The sequence below is a fragment of the Streptomyces sp. NBC_01288 genome (genome assembly GCF_035982055.1).
Lineage (GTDB): Bacteria > Actinomycetota > Actinomycetes > Streptomycetales > Streptomycetaceae > Streptomyces.
Genome location: NZ_CP108427.1, coordinates 1,785,640 through 1,804,675 on the forward strand (window position 1 = coordinate 1,785,640; position 19,036 = coordinate 1,804,675).

Annotated in this window: 14 protein-coding genes and 1 pseudogene; 7 read left to right on the forward strand and 8 right to left on the reverse strand. The window is 68.7% G+C overall.

The genetic code is table 11. The features are described 5' to 3' along the window. Window positions 1-11 precede the first annotated feature (11 nt). Together OG194_RS07870 and OG194_RS07875 are read left to right on the forward strand one after the other, a co-directional pair. A complete protein-coding gene (locus OG194_RS07870) occupies window positions 12-848 on the forward strand; it encodes an aldo/keto reductase (RefSeq protein ID WP_327400132.1) in 837 nt (278 codons plus the stop codon). A 198-nt stretch (window positions 849-1,046) separates the two neighbouring features. Then, complete coding sequence (locus tag OG194_RS07875; protein WP_327400133.1) at window positions 1,047-1,739, forward strand: glycoside hydrolase family 75 protein; 693 nt, start codon at window positions 1,047-1,049, stop codon at window positions 1,737-1,739. A gap of 56 nt (window positions 1,740-1,795) precedes the next feature. On the opposite strand, the gene OG194_RS07880 is transcribed toward OG194_RS07875, so the two are convergent. Together OG194_RS07880 and OG194_RS07885 are read right to left on the reverse strand one after the other, a co-directional pair. Further along, entirely contained in the window at window positions 1,796-2,500 is a 705-nt protein-coding gene (locus OG194_RS07880; RefSeq protein ID WP_327400134.1) for an SDR family oxidoreductase, read from the reverse strand. A 101-nt stretch (window positions 2,501-2,601) separates the two neighbouring features. Continuing rightward, on the reverse strand, window positions 2,602-3,540 hold the full coding sequence (locus OG194_RS07885; RefSeq protein ID WP_327400135.1) for a class I SAM-dependent methyltransferase: 939 nt from the start codon (window positions 3,538-3,540) through the stop codon (window positions 2,602-2,604). Between the two features lie 123 nt (window positions 3,541-3,663). Here OG194_RS07885 and OG194_RS07890 point away from each other — a divergent pair, with 123 nt between their 5' ends. After that, a complete protein-coding gene (locus OG194_RS07890) occupies window positions 3,664-4,449 on the forward strand; it encodes a phytanoyl-CoA dioxygenase family protein (protein ID WP_327400136.1) in 786 nt (261 codons plus the stop codon). Between the two features lie 97 nt (window positions 4,450-4,546). Here OG194_RS07890 and OG194_RS07895 read toward each other — a convergent pair whose 3' ends face one another. Beyond that, window positions 4,547-6,259 (reverse strand): glycoside hydrolase family 6 protein, encoded by a 1,713-nt coding sequence (locus OG194_RS07895; RefSeq protein ID WP_327400137.1) that lies wholly within the window; start codon window positions 6,257-6,259, stop codon window positions 4,547-4,549. Between the two features lie 87 nt (window positions 6,260-6,346). Beyond that, entirely contained in the window at window positions 6,347-7,828 is a 1,482-nt protein-coding gene (locus tag OG194_RS07900) for a cellulase family glycosylhydrolase (RefSeq protein WP_327400138.1), read from the reverse strand. 277 nt (window positions 7,829-8,105) lie between these two features. Here OG194_RS07900 and OG194_RS07905 point away from each other — a divergent pair, with 277 nt between their 5' ends. After that, the gene (locus tag OG194_RS07905) at window positions 8,106-11,024 is read left to right on the forward strand and encodes a glycoside hydrolase family 48 protein (protein ID WP_327400139.1); all 2,919 of its coding nucleotides are present in this window, start codon (window positions 8,106-8,108) and stop codon (window positions 11,022-11,024) included. Window positions 11,025-11,277: 253 nt separating this feature from the next. Next, the gene (locus OG194_RS07910) at window positions 11,278-13,941 is read left to right on the forward strand and encodes a cellulose binding domain-containing protein (protein ID WP_327400140.1); all 2,664 of its coding nucleotides are present in this window, start codon (window positions 11,278-11,280) and stop codon (window positions 13,939-13,941) included. Between the two features lie 46 nt (window positions 13,942-13,987). Here the strand turns inward: OG194_RS07910 and OG194_RS07915 are convergent, their stop codons facing one another. Together OG194_RS07915 and OG194_RS07920 are read right to left on the reverse strand one after the other, a co-directional pair. Continuing rightward, window positions 13,988-15,898 carry a rhamnogalacturonan lyase gene (locus OG194_RS07915; RefSeq protein ID WP_327400141.1) on the reverse strand — a complete coding sequence of 637 codons (1,911 nt, stop codon included), beginning with the start codon at window positions 15,896-15,898 and terminating at the stop codon, window positions 13,988-13,990. A 39-nt stretch (window positions 15,899-15,937) separates the two neighbouring features. Beyond that, window positions 15,938-16,901, reverse strand: a pseudogene (locus OG194_RS07920) (helix-turn-helix transcriptional regulator). A gap of 39 nt (window positions 16,902-16,940) precedes the next feature. Here OG194_RS07920 and OG194_RS07925 point away from each other — a divergent pair. Both OG194_RS07925 and OG194_RS07930 read left to right on the forward strand, forming a co-directional pair. Further along, window positions 16,941-17,420 carry a hypothetical protein gene (locus tag OG194_RS07925; RefSeq protein WP_327400142.1) on the forward strand — a complete coding sequence of 160 codons (480 nt, stop codon included), beginning with the start codon at window positions 16,941-16,943 and terminating at the stop codon, window positions 17,418-17,420. Then, a complete protein-coding gene (locus OG194_RS07930) occupies window positions 17,417-17,884 on the forward strand; it encodes a hypothetical protein (protein ID WP_327400143.1) in 468 nt (155 codons plus the stop codon). The genes OG194_RS07925 and OG194_RS07930 overlap by 4 nt, the downstream gene beginning before the upstream one ends. On the opposite strand, the gene OG194_RS07935 is transcribed toward OG194_RS07930, so the two are convergent. After that, on the reverse strand, window positions 17,862-18,611 hold the full coding sequence (locus OG194_RS07935) for a class I SAM-dependent methyltransferase (RefSeq protein WP_327400144.1): 750 nt from the start codon (window positions 18,609-18,611) through the stop codon (window positions 17,862-17,864). The genes OG194_RS07930 and OG194_RS07935 overlap by 23 nt on opposite strands. A 46-nt stretch (window positions 18,612-18,657) precedes the next feature. Beyond that, window positions 18,658-18,963 (reverse strand): 4a-hydroxytetrahydrobiopterin dehydratase, encoded by a 306-nt coding sequence (locus tag OG194_RS07940; protein WP_327400145.1) that lies wholly within the window; start codon window positions 18,961-18,963, stop codon window positions 18,658-18,660. Between the last annotated feature and the right edge of the window lie 73 nt (window positions 18,964-19,036).

Sequence of the window (19,036 nt, forward strand, 5' to 3'; positions counted from 1 at the left end):
ATCGAGAGCTCGTGAGCAGCAAGGTCCCCCCGATCATCCTCAACAACGGTGTCGAGATGCCCCAGCTGGGCTTCGGCGTCTGGCAGGTGCCGGACGACGAGGCGGAGCGGGCGGTGGCCACGGCGCTGGAGGCCGGGTACCGCAGCATCGACACCGCTGCGATCTACGGCAACGAAGAGGGCACCGGAAAGGCCATCGCCGCGTCCGGCGTCCCGCGCGAGGACCTCTTCGTCACCACCAAGCTCTGGAACGCCGACCAGGGGTACGACGCCACCCTGCGCGCGTTCGACGTGTCGCTGGAGAAGCTCGGCCTGGAGTACCTGGATCTGTATCTGATCCACTGGCCGACCCCGGCCCGGGACAAGTACCTCGACAGCTACAAGGCGTTCGAGAAGCTGTACGCGGACGGCCGCGTGCGGGCCATCGGCGTCTCCAACTTCGAACCCGACCACCTGGCCCGGCTGATCGAGGGCACCTCGGTCATTCCGGCGGTCGACCAGATCGAACTGCACCCGCAGTTCCAGCAGCGCGCCGGGCGCGAGTACCAGGCGGAGCAGGGCATCGCGACCGAAGCGTGGTCGCCGCTCGGTTCGGGCAAGGGCCTCCTGGAGGTCCCGGCGATCGTCGCCATCGCCCAGAAGCACGGGCGCACCCCGGCCCAGGTCGTGCTGCGCTGGCACATCCAGCTCGGCAACGTGGTGATCCCCAAGTCCGTGACGCCGTCGCGGATCAAGGAGAACATCGAGGTCTTCGACTTCAGCCTGGACACCGAGGACCTCGCGGCCATCAGCGCGCTGAACGAGGACCGGCGGCTGGGTCCCGACCCGTCGACGTTCAACGCGGCCTGAAATCCGGGCACATGGCCTGAACCGCAGGTAGTGCGAGCGCCCCGGAGCCTTCTGGCTCCGGGGCGCATCGTTTTCCCGTGCCGCTTCCCGTGCCGCCGACCCACTTGGTTCGTACCAGGGTCTTGACGCGGGCATGATGACGGGGCACCTTGTTGCGCACCCGGTAAGGAAACTTTCCTAACAGAAGGGTCCCCCACAGTGCGCATGCGAACACTGACCCTCGCCGCGGCCTCGGCTGCCGCCCTGCTCGCCGCCGGAGTGCTCCCCGCGAGCGCCTCCGGCGCCACCCCCAAGTCGGCTCAAGAGGGCTCGGTCAGCGCGGCCGACCTGCTCTCCAAGGTGACGTCCTGCTCGCAGATATCGAGCGGCAAGTACCGCACGGACGACGAGACTTCGGCCACCATCCCGGTCTGCGGCAAGAACGGCGCCGTGTTCTGGAAGGCCGACATGGACATCGACTGCGACGGCCAGCGCACCACGAAGTGCAACGAGAACGCCGACCCCTGGTACCAGGACGACACGGCGTTCCACCAGTCCAACGGCCAGCCTCTGAAGGCGGATTCACTGCCGTACATCGTGGTGCCCAGCTCCAGCAGCATCTGGAAGTACTCCAGCTACGGCATCAAGGGCGGCGGCGTGGTCGCCGTCGTCTACAACAACAAGGTCGAGTACGCGGTCGTCGGCGACACCGGCCCCACCAACATCATCGGCGAGGCCTCGTACGCCACGGCCAGCGCCCTCGGCATCGACCCCGACCCGGCGACCGGCGGCGCCGACTCCGGCGTGACGTACATCCTGTTCAAGAACTCGACGGTCTCCCCCATCGAGAGCCACAGCGCGGCGGTCTCCCTGGGCGACCAGCTGGCGAAGCAGTTCCTGGCGAGCAACTGACGTACGAATGGGGCCCGTTGCCGCTTTCCCCAGCGGCAACGGGCCCCATATGCCTGTCAGTTGGGCTGCCCGATCGGTCGTACGACGACGGTGTTGATGTCGACGCCGGCTGGCTGGCGGATCGCCCAGAGGATCGTGTCGGCGATCTGGTCGGCGGTGAGGAGATGGCCGGGCGGCAGGCTGCCGTTGCCGTCCCAGAACGGGGTCTCCACCCGGCCCGGGGCGACCAGCGTCACGCCGATGCCGAACTCCGTGACCTCGCGCCGGGTGTTCTCGGCGAGACCGGTCATCGCCCACTTGGTCGCGCCGTAGATGTTGCCGGGAGTGTGCACGAACCCGGCGACGCTGCCGATCAGCACGATCCGGCCGTGCGTCTGCTTCAACGCATCGACGGACGCCCGGATCAGCAGGGCCGGACCGAGAACGTTGGTCAGCACCATCTCGGTCCACCCGGTCGGGTCACCCTCGGCGACCGAATCGTGCGTGGCCACACCGGCGTTGGCGACGACCGCGTCGAGCCGCCCGAACTGTTTGAGCGTCGTCTCGACGGCAGCCTGTACCTCGGAGTACTCGGCGGCACTCCCGGGGATCGTCAACAGGCCCTCGGGGTTACCCAGTTGGGCGGCGAAATCATACAGGCGCTGCTCGCTGCGGCCGGTGACGGCCACCCGGCCCCCGGCGCTGAGGAGTTGACGGGCGACGGCAGCGCCGATCCCGCTGCCGCCGCCGGTTATGAGCGCGACGTGAGAGTTGTCGTTCATGGTGGTGGTCCCCCCGTGGGTCGGTGAACTCCGCGCAGTCGGAGGGGCAGTTCATCACCTTGAGCAGGCTCGAAGTCAAGCCGCCGAGATCACGGGCCCGTTCAGTCGGTCCGCACCGCCCTGTGCACCGTGTGCGCGGCGAGCACGAACACGTCGGCGCGCTGATGCACGCTCGCCGGGTCCTCCGGGTCGACGAGCCGGCCGAGGGCGACCCGGTCCTCGGCGTCCATCGCCTCGCCGTAGGTGTCACGCACCCGGGTCAGCCAGGTCGCGACGTAGGCGCGGACGCGATCCGGGGCCGGGGCGGGCAGATCGAGGAGGAAGCTGCGGCTGCCGGTGTGCTTCAGGCCGACCGAGGCCAGGAGGGCGGGCCAGTCCTCGGTCTCGGTGACGGCGCCCGGAAGGTCGGCACGCATCTGCGCGAACCACTCGGCCTCGATCGCGTCGATCCGCGCCTCCAGTCCCGGGCGGCCGATACCGAAGTCGCGGGGCAGGAACCGCGAGGGCAGGCCACCCTCCATGATCGCGAGGGTGCCGCCGGGCGCGAGCCGCTCCGCGAACGCGGCGAGACCGGCCCGCTGGTCACCGAGGTGATGCAGACTGCGGCTGGCCCAAAGGAGGTCGGCCGGGTACTCCAACTGCCCCAGGACCTCGGGCAGTTCACCGGTCAGCGTGCTGAAACGATCGCCGAAGCCCTGCCGGTCGGCACGGGCACGGGCCCGTTCCAGGAGCGGCTCGGAACCGTCCACCGCGACGACCCGGGCCCCCGGAAACGTCTCCGCGAACAGACACGCGACCACACCGGGCCCACTGCCCACGTCGACGATCAGCCCCGGATCGGTCCGCTCCTTCGCGAGCCACGCCATCGCCCGCTCGTACAAAGGCGAGAACAGCTCCGCCTGGGTCTCCAGCAGGGGGCCCATGACGGCCCAGTCGAGGTCGGTGTGGTCGTGGTGATGACGATCCTTGCCGGGCTTGTGGTCGTGCTCCTCGCCCTGCCTGTGGACGTGCTTGTGCTCATGATCGTGCTCGTGCGCCATGGTGGTCACCCTCTCGTCCGCGTGCCGCCAGCCTGCGCCGACGCACCGTTCGACGGCCAGTCGCGTTGCCGAAGCGGCAAAAATGAGGTGCGGAACAGGTCGTCCGTCGCCGAGCATGCCCGTATGGACGACACGGCCGACGTGATGGTGGAACGCTTCCTCGAAGACGGGTTCGTGAAGATCGAGGGGGCCTTCCCGCCGCGGGTCGCCGAGCACTGCGCTCGGCTGCTCTGGCGGGAGACGGGCTACGACCCGGAGGACCCCGGCACGTGGCAGGACCCCGTGGTGTGGGTGAGCGACATGGCCCAGGGACCGTTCGCCGCCTCGGTCAACTCCCCTGCCCTGCATGAGGCGTTCGACCTGCTGGTGGGCGCCGGCCGCTGGCAGTCCCGGTACTCGGTGGGCAGTTTCCCGCTGCGCTTCCCGCACCCGACGGAACCGGACGACGCCGGCTGGCACATCGAGGGCAGCTATGTCGCGGAGGGCGCGGAGAACGAGTGGCCGTACGCGAATCTGGCCTCGCGCGGCCGGGCTCTACTCATGCTGATGCTCTACACCGAAGTCACCGAGGAGAACGCGCCGACCCGCATCCGGGTCGGCTCCCACCTCGACGTCCCGCGCGTCCTCGAACCGTACGGCGAGAAGGGCGCCTCCTCACTGGCCCTCGGCCCGAAGGTGGCCGAGGCATCCGCCGGGCGCCCCATCGCCTACGCCACCGGTCACCCCGGTGACGTCTACCTCTGCCACCCCTTCCTGGTCCACGCGGCCCAGCCCCACCACGGCGACCGCCCCCGCTTCATGGGGCAGCCGCCGCTGATGCCGGCGGCGCCCTACGAGCTGGACCGGTCCAACGGCAACTATTCAGCGGTGGAGTCCGCGATCCGCCGAGGCCTGTCGAACGAGGGCTGACCCCCACGCCCCTCTTCAGGGGCGCGGGGCCGTATCGATTTGCGGCTCCGCCGCGTGGGCGCGACCAGCCCCCACCGGCCGTCAGCCAAAAGCAGACCTACAGAGGCGGGTACGCGTTCGCCATCAGCTGCTGGAACTGAGCCGAGAACCAGTGCCCGGACAACGGCGCATTCGCCAGCGCACCCGACAGGTTGTTCCCGTTACGCGCGTTCCCCGTGTACGTCGGATCGCACATCCGGTCAAACCCCTTGCCCTCGTCGTTGGCGATCGCCGTACTGGACCCGTCCGACTCCCCCGGCGGCTTCATCCACACATACGCGTCGATCCCGGTGGCGGGAGCAGCCTGCGGCCGCTCCCCCAGACCCGCACCGGACTGGTTGCACCAGTTCCCGACCTGGATCCGCCGGTCGTAGCGCCCACCGTCAACGTACGTGTCCACACTGGTGGTTGCCCCCGGACCGGTGGGCCGAGCAGAGCCACCCCACCCGTTCCGCGACGTGTCGATCAGCATGCCGATACCGGAGTTGAAGCCCACCGACACCAACTCACTGCGGAACGCCTGGGCGTACGACTGCTCGTCCACGTACCGGTTCCAGTCGACCCACTTGGACTGGCGCACGGAGACACCGTTGACGCTGTCGTTGATGGTGAAGTTGTTCTCCTTCAGGGCACTGTAGTTGGCCGTGTTGGTGATGAAGCCGGCCACGTCGTTCACGGTCGCGCCCTCGGCGTTCGCGGCCTGGTAGAAGAGGTTCGCGGAGGGGGCGAAGTTGTCGTCCCAGCCGAGCCAGCCGTGGTGTCCGGCGTCGATGTAGTTGTAGACGTTGGGGATCGCGCCGAGCTTGTTCAGCGCGTAGCCGACGCCCTTCACGTAGTTGCCGTTGGCGAGCATCGTGTCGCACTGCGGGGTGGCGGTGGCCTTGCTGCCGGTGTTGGTCACGAGGTTGGGCAGCGAGTCGATCTCGATCGTGGTGACGATCCGCAGCGCGGCGTACTTGCTGTCGGCGAGGATCGCGGCGATCGGGTCGATGAACTCGCTTTCGTAGCGCCCGATTTCGGTCGGGCCGAGTTCGCCGTTGGAGGCGAGGGCCGCGCAGTCGCGCCCGGGCAGGTCGTAGACGACGAGCTGGACGACCTCTTCGCCGGTGCCCTTCTGGGCGAGCGCCGCGTCGAGGTGGGCGCGCAGGCCCATCCCGCCGTTGACACCGGCGATGGCGGCGATGCGGTCGAGCCAGACGCCGGTGGGCTGGCTGGAGACCCGGCTGCCACCGGTCTCGGCGGCGGCCTTCGCGGACCACTCCGGGTTCACGTACACCTTGGCGCCCGCGTACGGGTTGTCGACCCGTGTGCCGGGATCGGTGCCGCCGCCCCCTCCCCCACCGCTGCCGTCGTCGACGTTGCAGGTCACGCCGTCGAGAGTGAAGGTCGTCGGGAGCGCGTTGGTGCCGCTGTAGGAGGCGTTGAAGCCGAAGCTGACCGAACTCCCGGTCCCCAGGCTCCCGTTGTAGGTCTCGTTGGCCGCCGTGACGGCGGTCCCGCTCTGGCTGATCTTCGCGTTCCAGCCGCTGGTGATCTGCTGGTTACCGGCGTACGACCACTTCGCGGCCCAACTCGACTTGGCGGCGCCGTTGTTGGTGATCGTGACGGCGGCGGTGAAGCCGGTGTCCCACTGGTTCTGCACCTTGTAGTCGACGCTGCACGGGATCGCGGCGATGCCGGTGTCCGCCGAGGGAGCGGCGGCGACCGCCGTCCCCGAGGCCCCGGCGACGAGCACCAAGGCAGCGAGCAACGCTGTTCTGGTACGGCTCATGAGTGCGGGTTTCCTTGTCTGTGAAGGAAGTTGGTTGCGGGTGCTGTCGGTTTGGTTGCGGGTGCTGTCGGGTTTGGCTGGGGGCGCCTATCCGTTGAGGGCGCGCAGATGGTCGCGCAGCCCGATGCCGTACGCGGTGGGCGTACCGTCGTAGTCGGAGATCAGTGACGGACCCGCGGAACAGTCCCAGGTGTTCCAGGTCCAGCCGAGATACGAGAGCCCGCGGTCGTCGAACCACTTCATGACCTGGTCGACGAAGGCGTGCGAGCAGGTGTTCTCGCCGATCTCCCCTGCCACCAGCGGCACTTGGGCCGCGACGGGGGCGAGTGTGGAGTTCCAGCAGCTCTCGGTCGCGCAGGTGTTGAAGTTGTACACGTGGTACGCGGCGACGAGATTGCCCGTCGGATCGCTGGGCTTGTAGGCCAGCCACTGGCTCAGGTCGTTCGAGTACGCGAGCCCGCCGGCCATGATCACATTCGTGGCGCCGGTGGACCGTACGGCGTCGACGAGATCCTGCATACCGGCGACTTCATACCCGATACCGGGGCAGGTGCCGCCGTCCCGCCAACACTCCCACGCCTGGGTGGTCGTGGAGGTGGCGCGGTCCGGGTAGGGCTCGTTGAACAGGTCGAACGCGACGGCCTGGTCGCCCTTGAAGGTGCTGGCGACCGAGGACCAGAACGACGGTGTGTACTGCGCGTCCGGCATCGGCTTCTGGCAGGTGGCGTGCACGTCGGAGCAGCCCGCCGAGTTGCCGGTGTACTGGCCGTAGGTCCAGTGCAGTTCGACGATCGGTGTCATGCCGTGCGCCTCGACCTTCGCCACCAGGTCCTTGACGGCGGCGATGTAGTTGGCGCCCGCGTACTCGGGCTTGATGTTCGAAAGGCCCAGCCAGCACTCCTCGTTGAGCGGAATGCGGACCGTGTTCGCCTTCCAGTCGGCGATCGCCGCGACGGCCGCGTCGTCCACCGGTCCGTCCCAGATGCCGTAGCCCTGCACGCACATGAACTCGCCGCCGGACCGGTTGACGCCGAGCAGACGGCGGTCGGTGCCGTCGGCGTCCACGAGCTTGTTCCCGGAGACGTGCAGTGCGGGTGCGGTGCCGTCGGTCGGTGGTGAGGTCGGAGGCGGCGACGTGGGTGGTGTCGGCTCCGCATCGACGTTGCAGGTCGTGCCGTTGAGCTTGAACGCGGACGGTACGGCGTTGCTCCCGGCCCAGTTGGCGAGGAACCCGGCGCTGACGCTCGCGCCGGTGCCGAGCGAGCCGTTCCAGCTCTCGTTGGCCGCGGTGACCGTCGTGCCGGACTGGGACCACTTGGCGTTCCAGCCCTGGGTGACCTTCTGGCCGCCGGCGAAGTCGAAGCTCAGGCTCCAACTGCTCACCGGTGCCATGTTGTTGGTGATCCGCACTGCACCTTGGAAGCCGGTGTCCCACTGGCCGGTGACCGAGTACTCCACCGTGCACGCGGGAGTGGCGCCGGACGCCGTGACCACCGGAACGACCAATGCCCCGACAAGGGCGGTCGCGCCGGCGACGGCTAAAAGCATTGAACGCGGGGGGTGTCGCATGAGCGAGTCCTTGCAGCTCGGACGCGTCGCACGGACGCGTCGACTGACGGATTCGCTCCCACTGGTGTCCAGGAAGGTAGCGCCAAGTGACGGTAAAGGACAGGGGAGTCACAGACTTTCGCTGACTTTCCCCCAACCCGCGCTCGTCGAATTTTTTCGACTCCGTAAGCACCTTGACGGCTCACACCCCCGTCCGCACGATGGGAGCGCTCCCACTGGTTCAAGGCTTGTTGCTGCTCCGCCCCCACTTCTCCGAGCCGCAAGGAGGAACCAGCACATGCACCCCAGAAGGAGACGCCGCGTGACGCGGAGACTCTGGACCGCTGTCGTGGCGGCCCTCGCTCTTCCGGTCTCGATGCTCGCGACCGGTACAACTCCCGCTCAGGCGGCGACAGTTCAGTGCAGCGTGGACTACAAGACCAACGACTGGGGCTCCGGCTTCACCGCGGATCTGACCCTCACCAACCGCGGTACGGACGCGATCAACGGCTGGACCCTGACGTACGGCTACGCCGGCAACCAGAAGCTCAGCAACGGCTGGAACGGCACCTGGTCCCAGTCCGGCAGCACGGTCTCGGTGACGAACGCGTCGTACAACGGGACGATCGCCGCGGGCGCGGCCGTCTCGACCGGCGCGCAGTTCGGCTACAGCGGCACCAACACCGCGCCCACCTCGTTCGCGGTCAACGGCACCGCCTGTACCGGGGCGCACCAGCCGCCGATCACCGTGCTGACCAGCCCGAGCGCGGGCGCGATCTACACACAGGGGGCGGCGATCCCGCTCGCGGCGACCGCGGCGGCGGCCGACAACGCGACGATCAGCAAGGTGGAGTTCTACGACGACACCACGCTGCTCGGCACGGACACGAGCTCGCCGTACTCTCTTTCGCCCTCCGGGTTGACCGTGGGCAGTCACTCGTTGGTGGCGAAGGCCTACGACAGCCTGGGCGCGTCCGGGGAGTCGACGCCGGTCGGTATCACGGTCGCCTCGGGACCCGCGGTGGTGGCATCACCCGCCCAACTGGGCGTCCAGCAGGGCAAGTCGGGCACGTACGCGGTGTCGCTGTCCACGCAGCCGTCGTCGAACGTGACCGTCACGACGGCCCGCGCGAGCGGCAACACGGGGCTGTCGGTCACCGGCGGCGCGTCGCTCACCTTCACGCCGTCGAACTGGAACACCGCGCAGACGGTGACTCTCACGGCCGACGCGTCGGGCACCGGTTCGGCGTCCTTCGAGTCGACGGCGACGGGTTTCACCAAGGCGACGGTCACGGTGACGGAGCTGGCGGCGGCGAACGCGTACGACGCCCGCTTCCTGGACCTCTACGGCAAGATCACCAACCCGGCGAACGGCTACTTCTCGCCCCAGGGCATCCCCTACCACTCGGTGGAGACCCTGATCGTCGAGGCGCCGGACCAGGGGCACGAGACCACGTCGGAGGCGTACAGCTATCTGCTGTGGCTCCAGGCGATGTACGGCAAGGTGACGGGCGACTGGTCCAAGTTCAACGGTGCCTGGGATCTCATGGAGAAGTACATGATCCCGACCCACGCCGACCAGCCGACCAACTCGTTCTACAACGCCTCGAAGCCGGCGACGTACGCTCCCGAACTGGACACCCCGAACGAGTATCCGGCGAAGCTCGACACCTCGGTGCCGGTGGGATCGGATCCGATCGCCGGTGAACTGAAGACCGCATACGGTACGGACGATGTCTACGGTATGCACTGGCTGGAGGACGTCGACAACACCTACGGCTACGGCGACACGCCGGGCGGCGGGTGCGAGGCCGGGCCGACGGCGAGCGGGCCGTCGTACATCAACACCTTCCAGCGCGGAGCGCAGGAATCGGTGTGGGAGACCGTGCCGCAACCGACCTGCGACGCCTTCAAGTACGGCGGTACGAACGGGTACTTGGACCTCTTCACCGGTGACTCCTCGTACGCCAAGCAGTGGAAGTACACCGACGCGCCGGACGCCGACGCGCGGGCCGTGCAGGCCGCGTACTGGGCCGACGTGTGGGCCAAGGAGCAGGGCAAGGGCACCGACGTCTCCACGACCGTCGGCAAGGCGGCGAAGATGGGCGACTATCTGCGCTACGCCATGTACGACAAGTACTTCAAGAAAATCGGCAACTGCGTCGGACCGTCCACCTGCCCGGCCGGTACCGGCAAGGACGCCTCGGACTATCTGCTGTCCTGGTACTACGCGTGGGGCGGTGCGAACGACACCAGCGCGGGTTGGGCGTGGCGCATCGGGTCGAGTCATGTGCACGGGGGTTATCAAAACCCGTTGGCCGCTTACGCGTTGAGTTCGTATGCCGATCTGAAGCCCAAGTCCACTACGGGCGCGGCGGATTGGGGTACCTCGCTGTCGCGGCAGCTGGAGTTCTACCGCTGGCTCCAGTCGAGCGAGGGTGCCATCGCCGGTGGGGCGACGAACAGTTGGCAGGGGCGGTACGCGAGTCCGCCGGCCGGGACGTCGACGTTCTACGGCATGTACTACGACCAGCAGCCCGTCTATCACGACCCGCCGTCCAACCAGTGGTTCGGGTTCCAGGCGTGGTCGATGGAGCGGGTCGCCGAGTACTACCAGCAGACGGGGAACGCGAGCGCGAAGGCGGTCCTCGACAAGTGGGTGGCGTGGGCGTTGTCCAAGACCACGATCAATCCGGACGGTACGTATCTGATTCCCTCGACGTTGCAGTGGTCGGGGCAGCCGGACACGTGGAGCGCGTCAAGTCCCGGTGCCAACACGGGACTTCATGTCACCGTGGCCGACTACACCAATGACGTGGGTGTGGCCGCCGCGTATGCCAAGACGCTGACGTACTACGCCGCGAAGTCCGGTTCCACGGCGGCGAGGACGACCGCGAAGGCGCTGCTCGACGGGATGTGGGGCAACTACCAGGACAGCCTGGGTGTCGCCGTTCCGGAGACTCGCGCGGACTACAACCGGTTCGACGACAGTGTGTATGTGCCGAGTGGGTGGAGCGGGACGATGCCGAACGGGGACGCGGTCAACTCCGCTTCTACGTTCGCCTCGTTGCGGTCCTTCTACAAGAACGATCCGGCGTGGTCGAAGATCCAGAGCTATCTGGCGGGTGGGGCTGCGCCTGTCTTCACGTATCACCGGTTCTGGGCTCAGGCGGATGTCGCCTTGGCCATGGGGGCGTATGCGGAGCTTCTTGAATAGGCCCCTGGGCGGGCGCTCCGCGGGTTGGGTGGTCGTTTGGCTGCCGGTCCGTTGTGGCTGGTCGCGCAGTTCCCCGCGCCCCTAAAAGCAAAAGCCGGGGCGTTGGACAGCGCCGTTTCTCGGAGAGTGCCCGAAGTTCCGCGTGCGTGGTCCCGTCACCTGACGGCGGGGCCTACCGGCCGGGCGGCCCCCACCCGCACTGGGGGTCGCCCGGCGCTCGTGTCTTGAACCCCTCCTCACGAGAGGACCCCTCGTGCGAAGAACCCGAATCCTCACGGCCGTACTTACCCTCGCCGCAGGCCTGTTGGTGGGCAGTCCGTCCGCCCTCGCCGCGAACGCGCCCAGAGCGACGCTCGCGGCCGACACCTACACATGGCACAACGCCCGGATCGACGGTGGCGGGTTCGTGCCCGGTGTCGTCTTCAACCGGAGCGAGAAGAACCTCGCCTACGCCCGTACGGACATCGGCGGGGCCTATCGGTGGCAGGAGTCGACGAAGATCTGGACGCCGTTGCTCGACTCGGTCGGGTGGGACGCGTGGGGGCACACCGGGGTGGTGAGTCTCGCGTCCGACTCCGTCGATCCGGACAAGGTGTACGCGGCTGTCGGTACGTACACGAACAGTTGGGATCCGACGAACGGGGCCGTGCTCAGGTCGCGTGACCGGGGCGGGAGTTGGCAGGAGACCGATCTGCCGTTCAAGCTCGGCGGGAACATGCCGGGGCGCGGTATGGGTGAGCGGCTGGCCGTCGATCCCAACAAGGACAGCGTGCTGTATCTGGGTGCGCCGAGTGGGAAGGGGCTGTGGCGGTCCACCGACTCCGGGGTCACCTGGTCGCAGGTGACGAACTTCCCGAACGTCGGGAACTACGTGCAGGATCCGACCGACACGAGCGGCTACGCCAACGACAACCAGGGCATCGTGTGGGTCACCTTCGACGAGTCGACGGGGACGGCCGGCAGCGCGACGAAGACGATCTATGTCGGGGTCGCCGACCAGGCCAACGCCGTGTACCGGTCGACGGACGCGGGGGCCACGTGGTCGCGGGTGGCCGGGCAGCCCACCGGCTATCTGGCACACAAGGGTGTACTGGATGCGGTCAACGGTTATCTGTACATCGCATACAGCGACAAGGGCGGGCCCTACGACGGGGGCAAAGGGCGGTTGTGGCGGTACGCGACCGCTACCGGCACGTGGACGGACATCAGCCCGGTCGCGGAGGCCGACACCTACTACGGCTTCAGTGGTCTGACCGTCGACCGGCAGCATCCCGGGACCGTGATGGCGACGGCGTACAGCTCCTGGTGGCCGGACACGCAGATCTTCCGCTCCACGGACAGCGGCGGCACCTGGACGAAGGCCTGGGACTACACGTCGTATCCCAACCGTGCGAACCGCTACACCATGGACGTGTCGTCCTCGCCCTGGCTGACCTTCGGCGCTAACCCGTCGCCGCCCGAACAGGCCCCGAAACTCGGGTGGATGACCGAGTCGCTGGAGATCGACCCGTTCGACTCGAACCGCATGATGTACGGCACGGGTGCGACGCTCTACGGCACGGAGAACCTGACGAACTGGGACAGCGGCGGCCAGTTCACCGTGAAGCCGATGGTGCGGGGGCTGGAGGAGACGGCCGTGAACGACCTCGCCGCTCCCCCGTCCGGCGGGGCCCAACTCCTCAGCGCGCTGGGCGACATCGGCGGGTTCCGGCACACGGATCCGACCAAGGTCCCCTCGATGATGTTCACTTCGCCGACCTTCACGACGACCACGAGCCTCGACTTCGCGGAGACCGACCCCAACACCGTTGTGCGCGTGGGCAATGTGGACACGGGGGCGCACATCGCGTTCTCGACGGACAACGGCGCCAACTGGTTCGCGGGGACCGACCCTTCGGGTGTCAGCGGGGGCGGGACCGTCGCCGCTGCGTCTGACGGCAGTCGGTTCGTGTGGAGTCCGGCGGGTGCGGGCGTGCAGTACACGACGGGCTTCGGCTCGTCCTGGGCCGCGTCGAGCGGTATCCCGGCGGGTGCGATCGTCGAGTCGGACCGGGTGGACGCGAAGACCTTCTACGGCTTCAAGTCCGGTCATTTCTACGTCAGTTCGGACGGCGGGGCGACCTTCACCACGTCGACCGCGGCCGGCCTCCCCACCGGTGACAGCGTGCGCTTCAAGGCGCTGCCCGGCACGAAGGGGGACGTCTGGCTGGCGGGCGGGGCGAGCGACGGGGCGTACGGGCTGTGGCACTCCACGGACGCCGGCGCCACCTTCGCCAAGCTCGCGAACGTCGACCAGGCCGACACCATCGGCTTCGGCAAGGCGGCGACCGGTGCGTCGTACCAGACGCTCTACACCAGCGCGAGGATCGGTGGCGTACGCGGCATCTTCCGTTCGACGGACAAGGGCGCGACCTGGACGCGGATCAACGACGATGCGCATCAATGGGGTTGGACGGGTGCGGCGATCACCGGTGACCCCAGGGTCTACGGCCGCGTGTATGTGTCGACGAACGGCCGCGGGGTCGTCTACGGCGACTCCTCCGACGCCGGCGACGGAGGGAGCGGGGGCGGGGGCGGTACTGATCCGACGCCGACCGGCGCCTGCGTGGTGACGTACAGGATCACCAATCAGTGGACGGGCGGCTTCCAGGCCGATGTGCAGCTGACGAACTCCGGCTCAACCGCCTGGAGCGGCTGGGCACTTGGCTGGTCCTTCGCCGACGGGCAGCAGATCGGCCAGCTGTGGAACGCCGACTACACCCAGTCGGGCGCGGCGGTGACGGCGAGGAACGTGAGCTGGAACGGGACGGTGGCGGCGGGGTCTTCGGTGGGCTTCGGGTTCACGGGGAGTTGGACGGGGGCGAACACGAAGCCGGGCGCGTTCAAGATGGGCGATCAGAGCTGCGCGGTGGGCTGAACGCGGAGGGCGGCTGCGCGCACCTCGGCGCGCGCAGCCGCCTGTCTCACGGTGTGTATACGGTCGGCCGAGGCGCCGTCGTCTTCCCGTCGCCGATGAAGAAGCTCGGGTGGGGCGGTTGGTTGTATGCAGTATTTTGCCAGGCCAGGGCTGTGCGGTACTGGGTGTCGTGGAGGAGGGTCGTGATCCTGGTGGTCGTCTCGTACGGGGTCGAGTAGATCCGTAGGGCCGTGTTGTCCGTGGTGGGCCAGACGGCCTCCTCGCGCCAGTCGCCGAGGATGTCTCCGGACAGGGACGGGGTCGCCTTGGTGCCGTTGTCGGAGTGGACGTCGGCGGCGGTCAGGAGGCGGGTGTCGGCGGTCGGGCCGTACTTGTCGATGTGGGTGGCGTCGAGGAGTTCGCGCACCGGGTCGCCGTCCCACCAGGCAAGGAAGTTGGTGCTGGAGGGCTTGCGGCTCGACACCACCGTGCCCTTCGGGTCGCGGACGCCGCTCTCCGACGCCGACCAGGACTCGGCGCCCGCGCTGCCCGCCCAGATGTCCCCGGAGACACCGCGGCCGTTGTCGCCGTTGGCCGGTGTGGACCAGATGACCGTGCCGGTCTTCGCGTCCGCCATCCACGAGGACGGTTTCGAGGAGTCCTCGTCGACCTTGAACTCCTCCAGGCCCGGGCGGGAGGGGTCCAAGTCGCCTACGTGCAGGGCGTCTCCGTGGCCGTTCTTCGTGGTCCACAGGCCGGAGCCGTTGTCGTCGACGGCCATCGAGCCGTAGACGATCTCGTCCTTGCCGTCCCCGTCGACGTCCGCGATCGCCAACTGGTGGTTGCCCTGGGCGTCGTAGCCCTTGCCGGTGTTGGTCGAGGAGTTGGTGTCGAAGGTCCAGCGGCGGGTGAAGGCGCCGTTCCGCCAGTCCCAGGCGGCGATCACCGTGCGCGTGTAGTAGCCGCGCGCCATGATCAGGGAGGGGCGGCTGCCGTCCAAGTAGGCGGTACCGGCGAGGAATCGGTCGACCCGGTTGCCGTACGAGTCGCCCCAGGAGGAGACCGTGCCGCGTGCCGGGACGTAGTCGACGGTGCTCATCGCCTTGCCGGTCTGGCCGTTGAACATCGTCAGGTACTCGGGTCCTGACAACACGTAGCCGCTCGAATTGCGGTAGTCCGCCGCCGAGTCGCCGATGACCGTGCCTGCCCCGTCGACCGTGGCGTCGGCCGTCTTCATGGCGACCTCGGCCTTGCCGTCACCGTCGTAGTCGTACACCTGGAACTGTGTGTAGTGCGCGCCGGAGCGGATGTTGCGGCCCAGGTCGACGCGCCACAGGCGGGTGCCGTCGAGGGTGATCCCGTCGAGGATCGTGTTCCCGGTGTAGCCGGACTGGGAGTTGTCCTTGGCGTTCGTGGGCTGCCACTTGAGGACGAAGTCGAGCCGGCCGTCACCGTCGAGGTCGCCGACGGAGGCGTCGTTGGCCTCGTAGGTGTACGCGACGCCGTCGGGGGTCGTACCACCGGCGGGCGGGCTGATCGGGACGTCCTTGTAGCCGGTGCGGAACTGGATCGCGTGGACCGAGTCGGGCTGTTCCACGCCGCCGACGATCGCGCGGACCGTGTAGTCGGCCTGAGCGGGTGCGCCGGCGTGGAAGTAGTTCGTGGAGCCGGTGATCGGGGACGGGTTGACCTTCGTACCGGCGCGGTAGACGTTGAAGGAGACGTCGTCGGGGTCGGTGCCCAGCCAGCGCCAGCCGACCAGGTTGCCGCTGTCCGTGTGGACGCTGACGACGCCCCGGTCGAGGGCCTCGACCTGGCGGGCGGTGGCGGCCTCGGCGATGCCGCCCGTGGTGACTGTGGTGAGTGCGGCGGCGATCAGGGCCGCGACGGCGGTCAGCGCGGAGAGTAAGGCCCTTCGTCTGCGGGGGTGTTGGGGCGGGTGTGCGTGTACTCGCGGGTGCGGATGCGGGTGGCTCACGTGACGTACCTCCTCGGAGGACGGACGGGTTGCGTACCCTCAGTCGCCGCCGCCCGTGAGCAAGTTGCCGTATCTCTCGGTCAGTTCGGCCACCGTGTGGGCGATGCGGTCGCGCAGTTCGGGCGGGGCCAGGACCTCGATGTCGGTGCCCAGCCGTAGGAACTCGCCGTGTGCGTGGTCCACGGACTCGATCGGGACCGACATCAGGGTCCAACCGTCCTGCTCCGTCCGGCCGTTGACGGGGACCGCCCGGGCGAGCGTCGCTCCCGGTGCCAGTCGGACCACCGCCTCGCTGCGGTACAGGCGGTCGTGGAAGTCCTGTTGGTGGGCCGTCCAGTAGGCGGCCAGGTCGAAGTCCTCCGGGCGGGTGAACTCCTCGCCGGAGGCGGAAGGGGTGAGTTCCAGGATCTGGTCGACACGGAAGGTGCGCGGTCCGGGACCGGCGACGACGTACCAGCGGCCCGCCTTCAGTACGAGCCCGTACGGCTCCAGCCCTGCGCTCCACGTCGGTCGGCTCACGCCAGCGACGGTAGATCGCATACAGAACGCGGTTGTTCCATACGGCGTCGGCGACTGTATGCAGGAACGGTGTCTCGTCGGCGTCCGCGTACCAGCCCGGCGCGTCCAGGTGGAACCGGCCGCTGATCCGGTCGACGTGCTCGCGCAGTTCGGCCGGCAGGGCCGCGCGCACCTTCAGCTGGGCGGCGGCCAGGACCGGGCCGAGGCCCAGTTCGGCGGCCGGTCCCGGTGCGCCCGCGAGGAACAGGGCCTCGGCCTCGTCCGTGGTGAGGCCGGTCAGGCGGGTGCGGTAGCCGTCGAGGAGGCGGTAGCCGCCGGCGTGGCCCGCGTCGCCGTACAGCGGGACGCCCGCCGTGTTCAGGGCCTCGACGTCCCGGTAGACCGTGCGGACCGAGACCTCCAGGGCCCCGGCGAGCTGGGCGGCGGTCATCCGGCCCCGGGTCTGGAGCAGCAGGAGGATCGAGACGAGTCGGCTGGACTTCACTGACACATGGTGGCAGTGAAGTCGTCCTAGCGTCCTGCCATGCCCTTCACGGAGAAGCTGCTGACCGTGCCACCGCCGATCGAGGTGGCCGGGCGGTACATCAAGCGCTACCACGTCACCGCCGACCCCGCGGGGATCGCACCCGAGGTGGAGAAGGCGGCGTACGCGATCCTGCCGGAGCTGCTGCCCGAGCCGGACGGCACTCCCCCGGCGACGTTCGTCGTGCTGCATCGGGGCGGTGACGACGGTGCCTATCTGAACGCGTACAGCTGGGTGTGGGACAACGTCCTGTACTTCCGGGGCGCGTCTGCGGGCCAGCCGGTGCTCGGCTGTCCGGACCTCGACCCGACCCGCTTCGTCACTCCCGACCTGCCGTGGATCGGCTGTGTCTGGGAGCTGCCGCCGATCCTGCACGAACGGGACGCCTGGGTACGGCACCTGCTCGCGCCCGAAGTCCCGGACCTCGACGCCTACTTGACCGACTCCCTGCCCGCCGGAACCACTGGAGACCGCACATGAGCAGCCCGCACGACTTCGACTTCCTCCACGGCGAGTGGGAGGTCGCGAACCGTCGGCTCACCGACTTCCTCCAACCCGGCAGCGGCTGGGAGGAGTTCGCGGGCGCGAGCCACTGCCTGCCGTTCTTCGACGGCGCCGCGAACGTCGACGAGATCGACATGCCGTACCTGGGGTCGAAGGGCCTGACCCTGCGCCTCTTCGACCAAGACACCCGACTGTGGTCCCTCAACTGGTCGTCGAGCGGCACCGGAAAGCTGTTCCCGCCGGTGACCGGGCGGTTCGAGGACGGCCGGGGCGAGTTCTACGGCGTCGACACGCACGACGGGAAGGACGTGCGGGTGCGGTTCGTGTGGTCGGGGGTCTTCGCGAGCGGCGCGCGCTGGGAGCAGGCGTTCTCGGTGGACGACGGGGCGAGCTGGGTGACCAACTGGACGATGGACTTCACTCGGCCGAAGGCTTCCTGAAGGCCAGGATCGTGAACTCGGGGTCCGCGCGGGGCCGTTCCTGGTCCGGGAGTGACTCCAGCTCGGCGGCGAACCGTTCGGTGAGTGGTTCGCCGGGCGGCAGCATGGTGAACCAACCGCGTCGCAGGTCCGCCGTGGTGCTGCGGGGGCTGCGGCCCTGACCGTGGCCCCGGAAGCGGGCGGTGCCGACCGGACGGAGGCCGAACTCTCCTGCGTACGCGGCGACTTGGTCGGGGCGGTCCTGGGCGGGGCGGCGTGGACGCGGCGCGAGGACGGCGTCGAGGTCGCTGCCGACGTCGTGGGCGGCGGCCTTGTCGACCGTGGTGATGTACACGCCGCCGGGTCGCAGGACCCGCGCACACTCCGCGATGATCGCCCTGGCGTCCTCCGGACCGTCCACCAGGTGCAGCAGCCATACGGTCGTGACCGCGTCGAACACCCCGTCCGGGAACGGGAGTTGGCGGCTGTCCGCGAGGAGTACGGCGCCCGGTAACCTCGCCGACGCTCTGCGGGCCATGGCCGGTGCGGCGTCGAGGCCCGTCACCCGGAGGCCGGGGCGGGCCGCGGCCAGGCGGCGGGTGACGATGCCCGTGCCGCAGGCCACGTCCAGCAGGCCTCGGGCGTCCTGCGGGACGAAGCCGAGCACCGCTTCGGCAGCGGCGGCGGCCCGGGGCTCACCGCCGCGCGTCGCGTCGTACGCGTCGGCTTCCTTGTCGTAGTCGAGCACGCGCCTCTGCCCCCGTCTCTCCCCGCCTCTCCTCTTCGGTCTCCGCTCAGGTCGCGCCGTGTCCCGGGGCCAAGTCCTCGACCCTGCGGGCGAGTTGGAAGTCCAGCTCGGTGATCGCGCCGCCGACGCTGTGGGTGTTCACGGTGAGGGTGACGGTGTTGTAGCCGAGGGTCAGGTCGGAGTGGTGGTCGAGTTCCTCCTGGACCTGGGCGATGTGGACGACCATCGCCGTGGCCGCGAAGTGCGAGGCGAGGCGGTAGGCACGGGTGAGGCGGTCGGTGTCGACGGACCAGCCGGGGAGGTCCGCGAGGCGGTCCTCGATCTCCTTCTGCGACAGCGGTACGACGGGCATCGCCTCGCTCCTTCCTCGGGGTCGGGATTCAGATCGGGCTTCGGTGGGGCTTCCGGTCAGGCTGCTCTTCAGC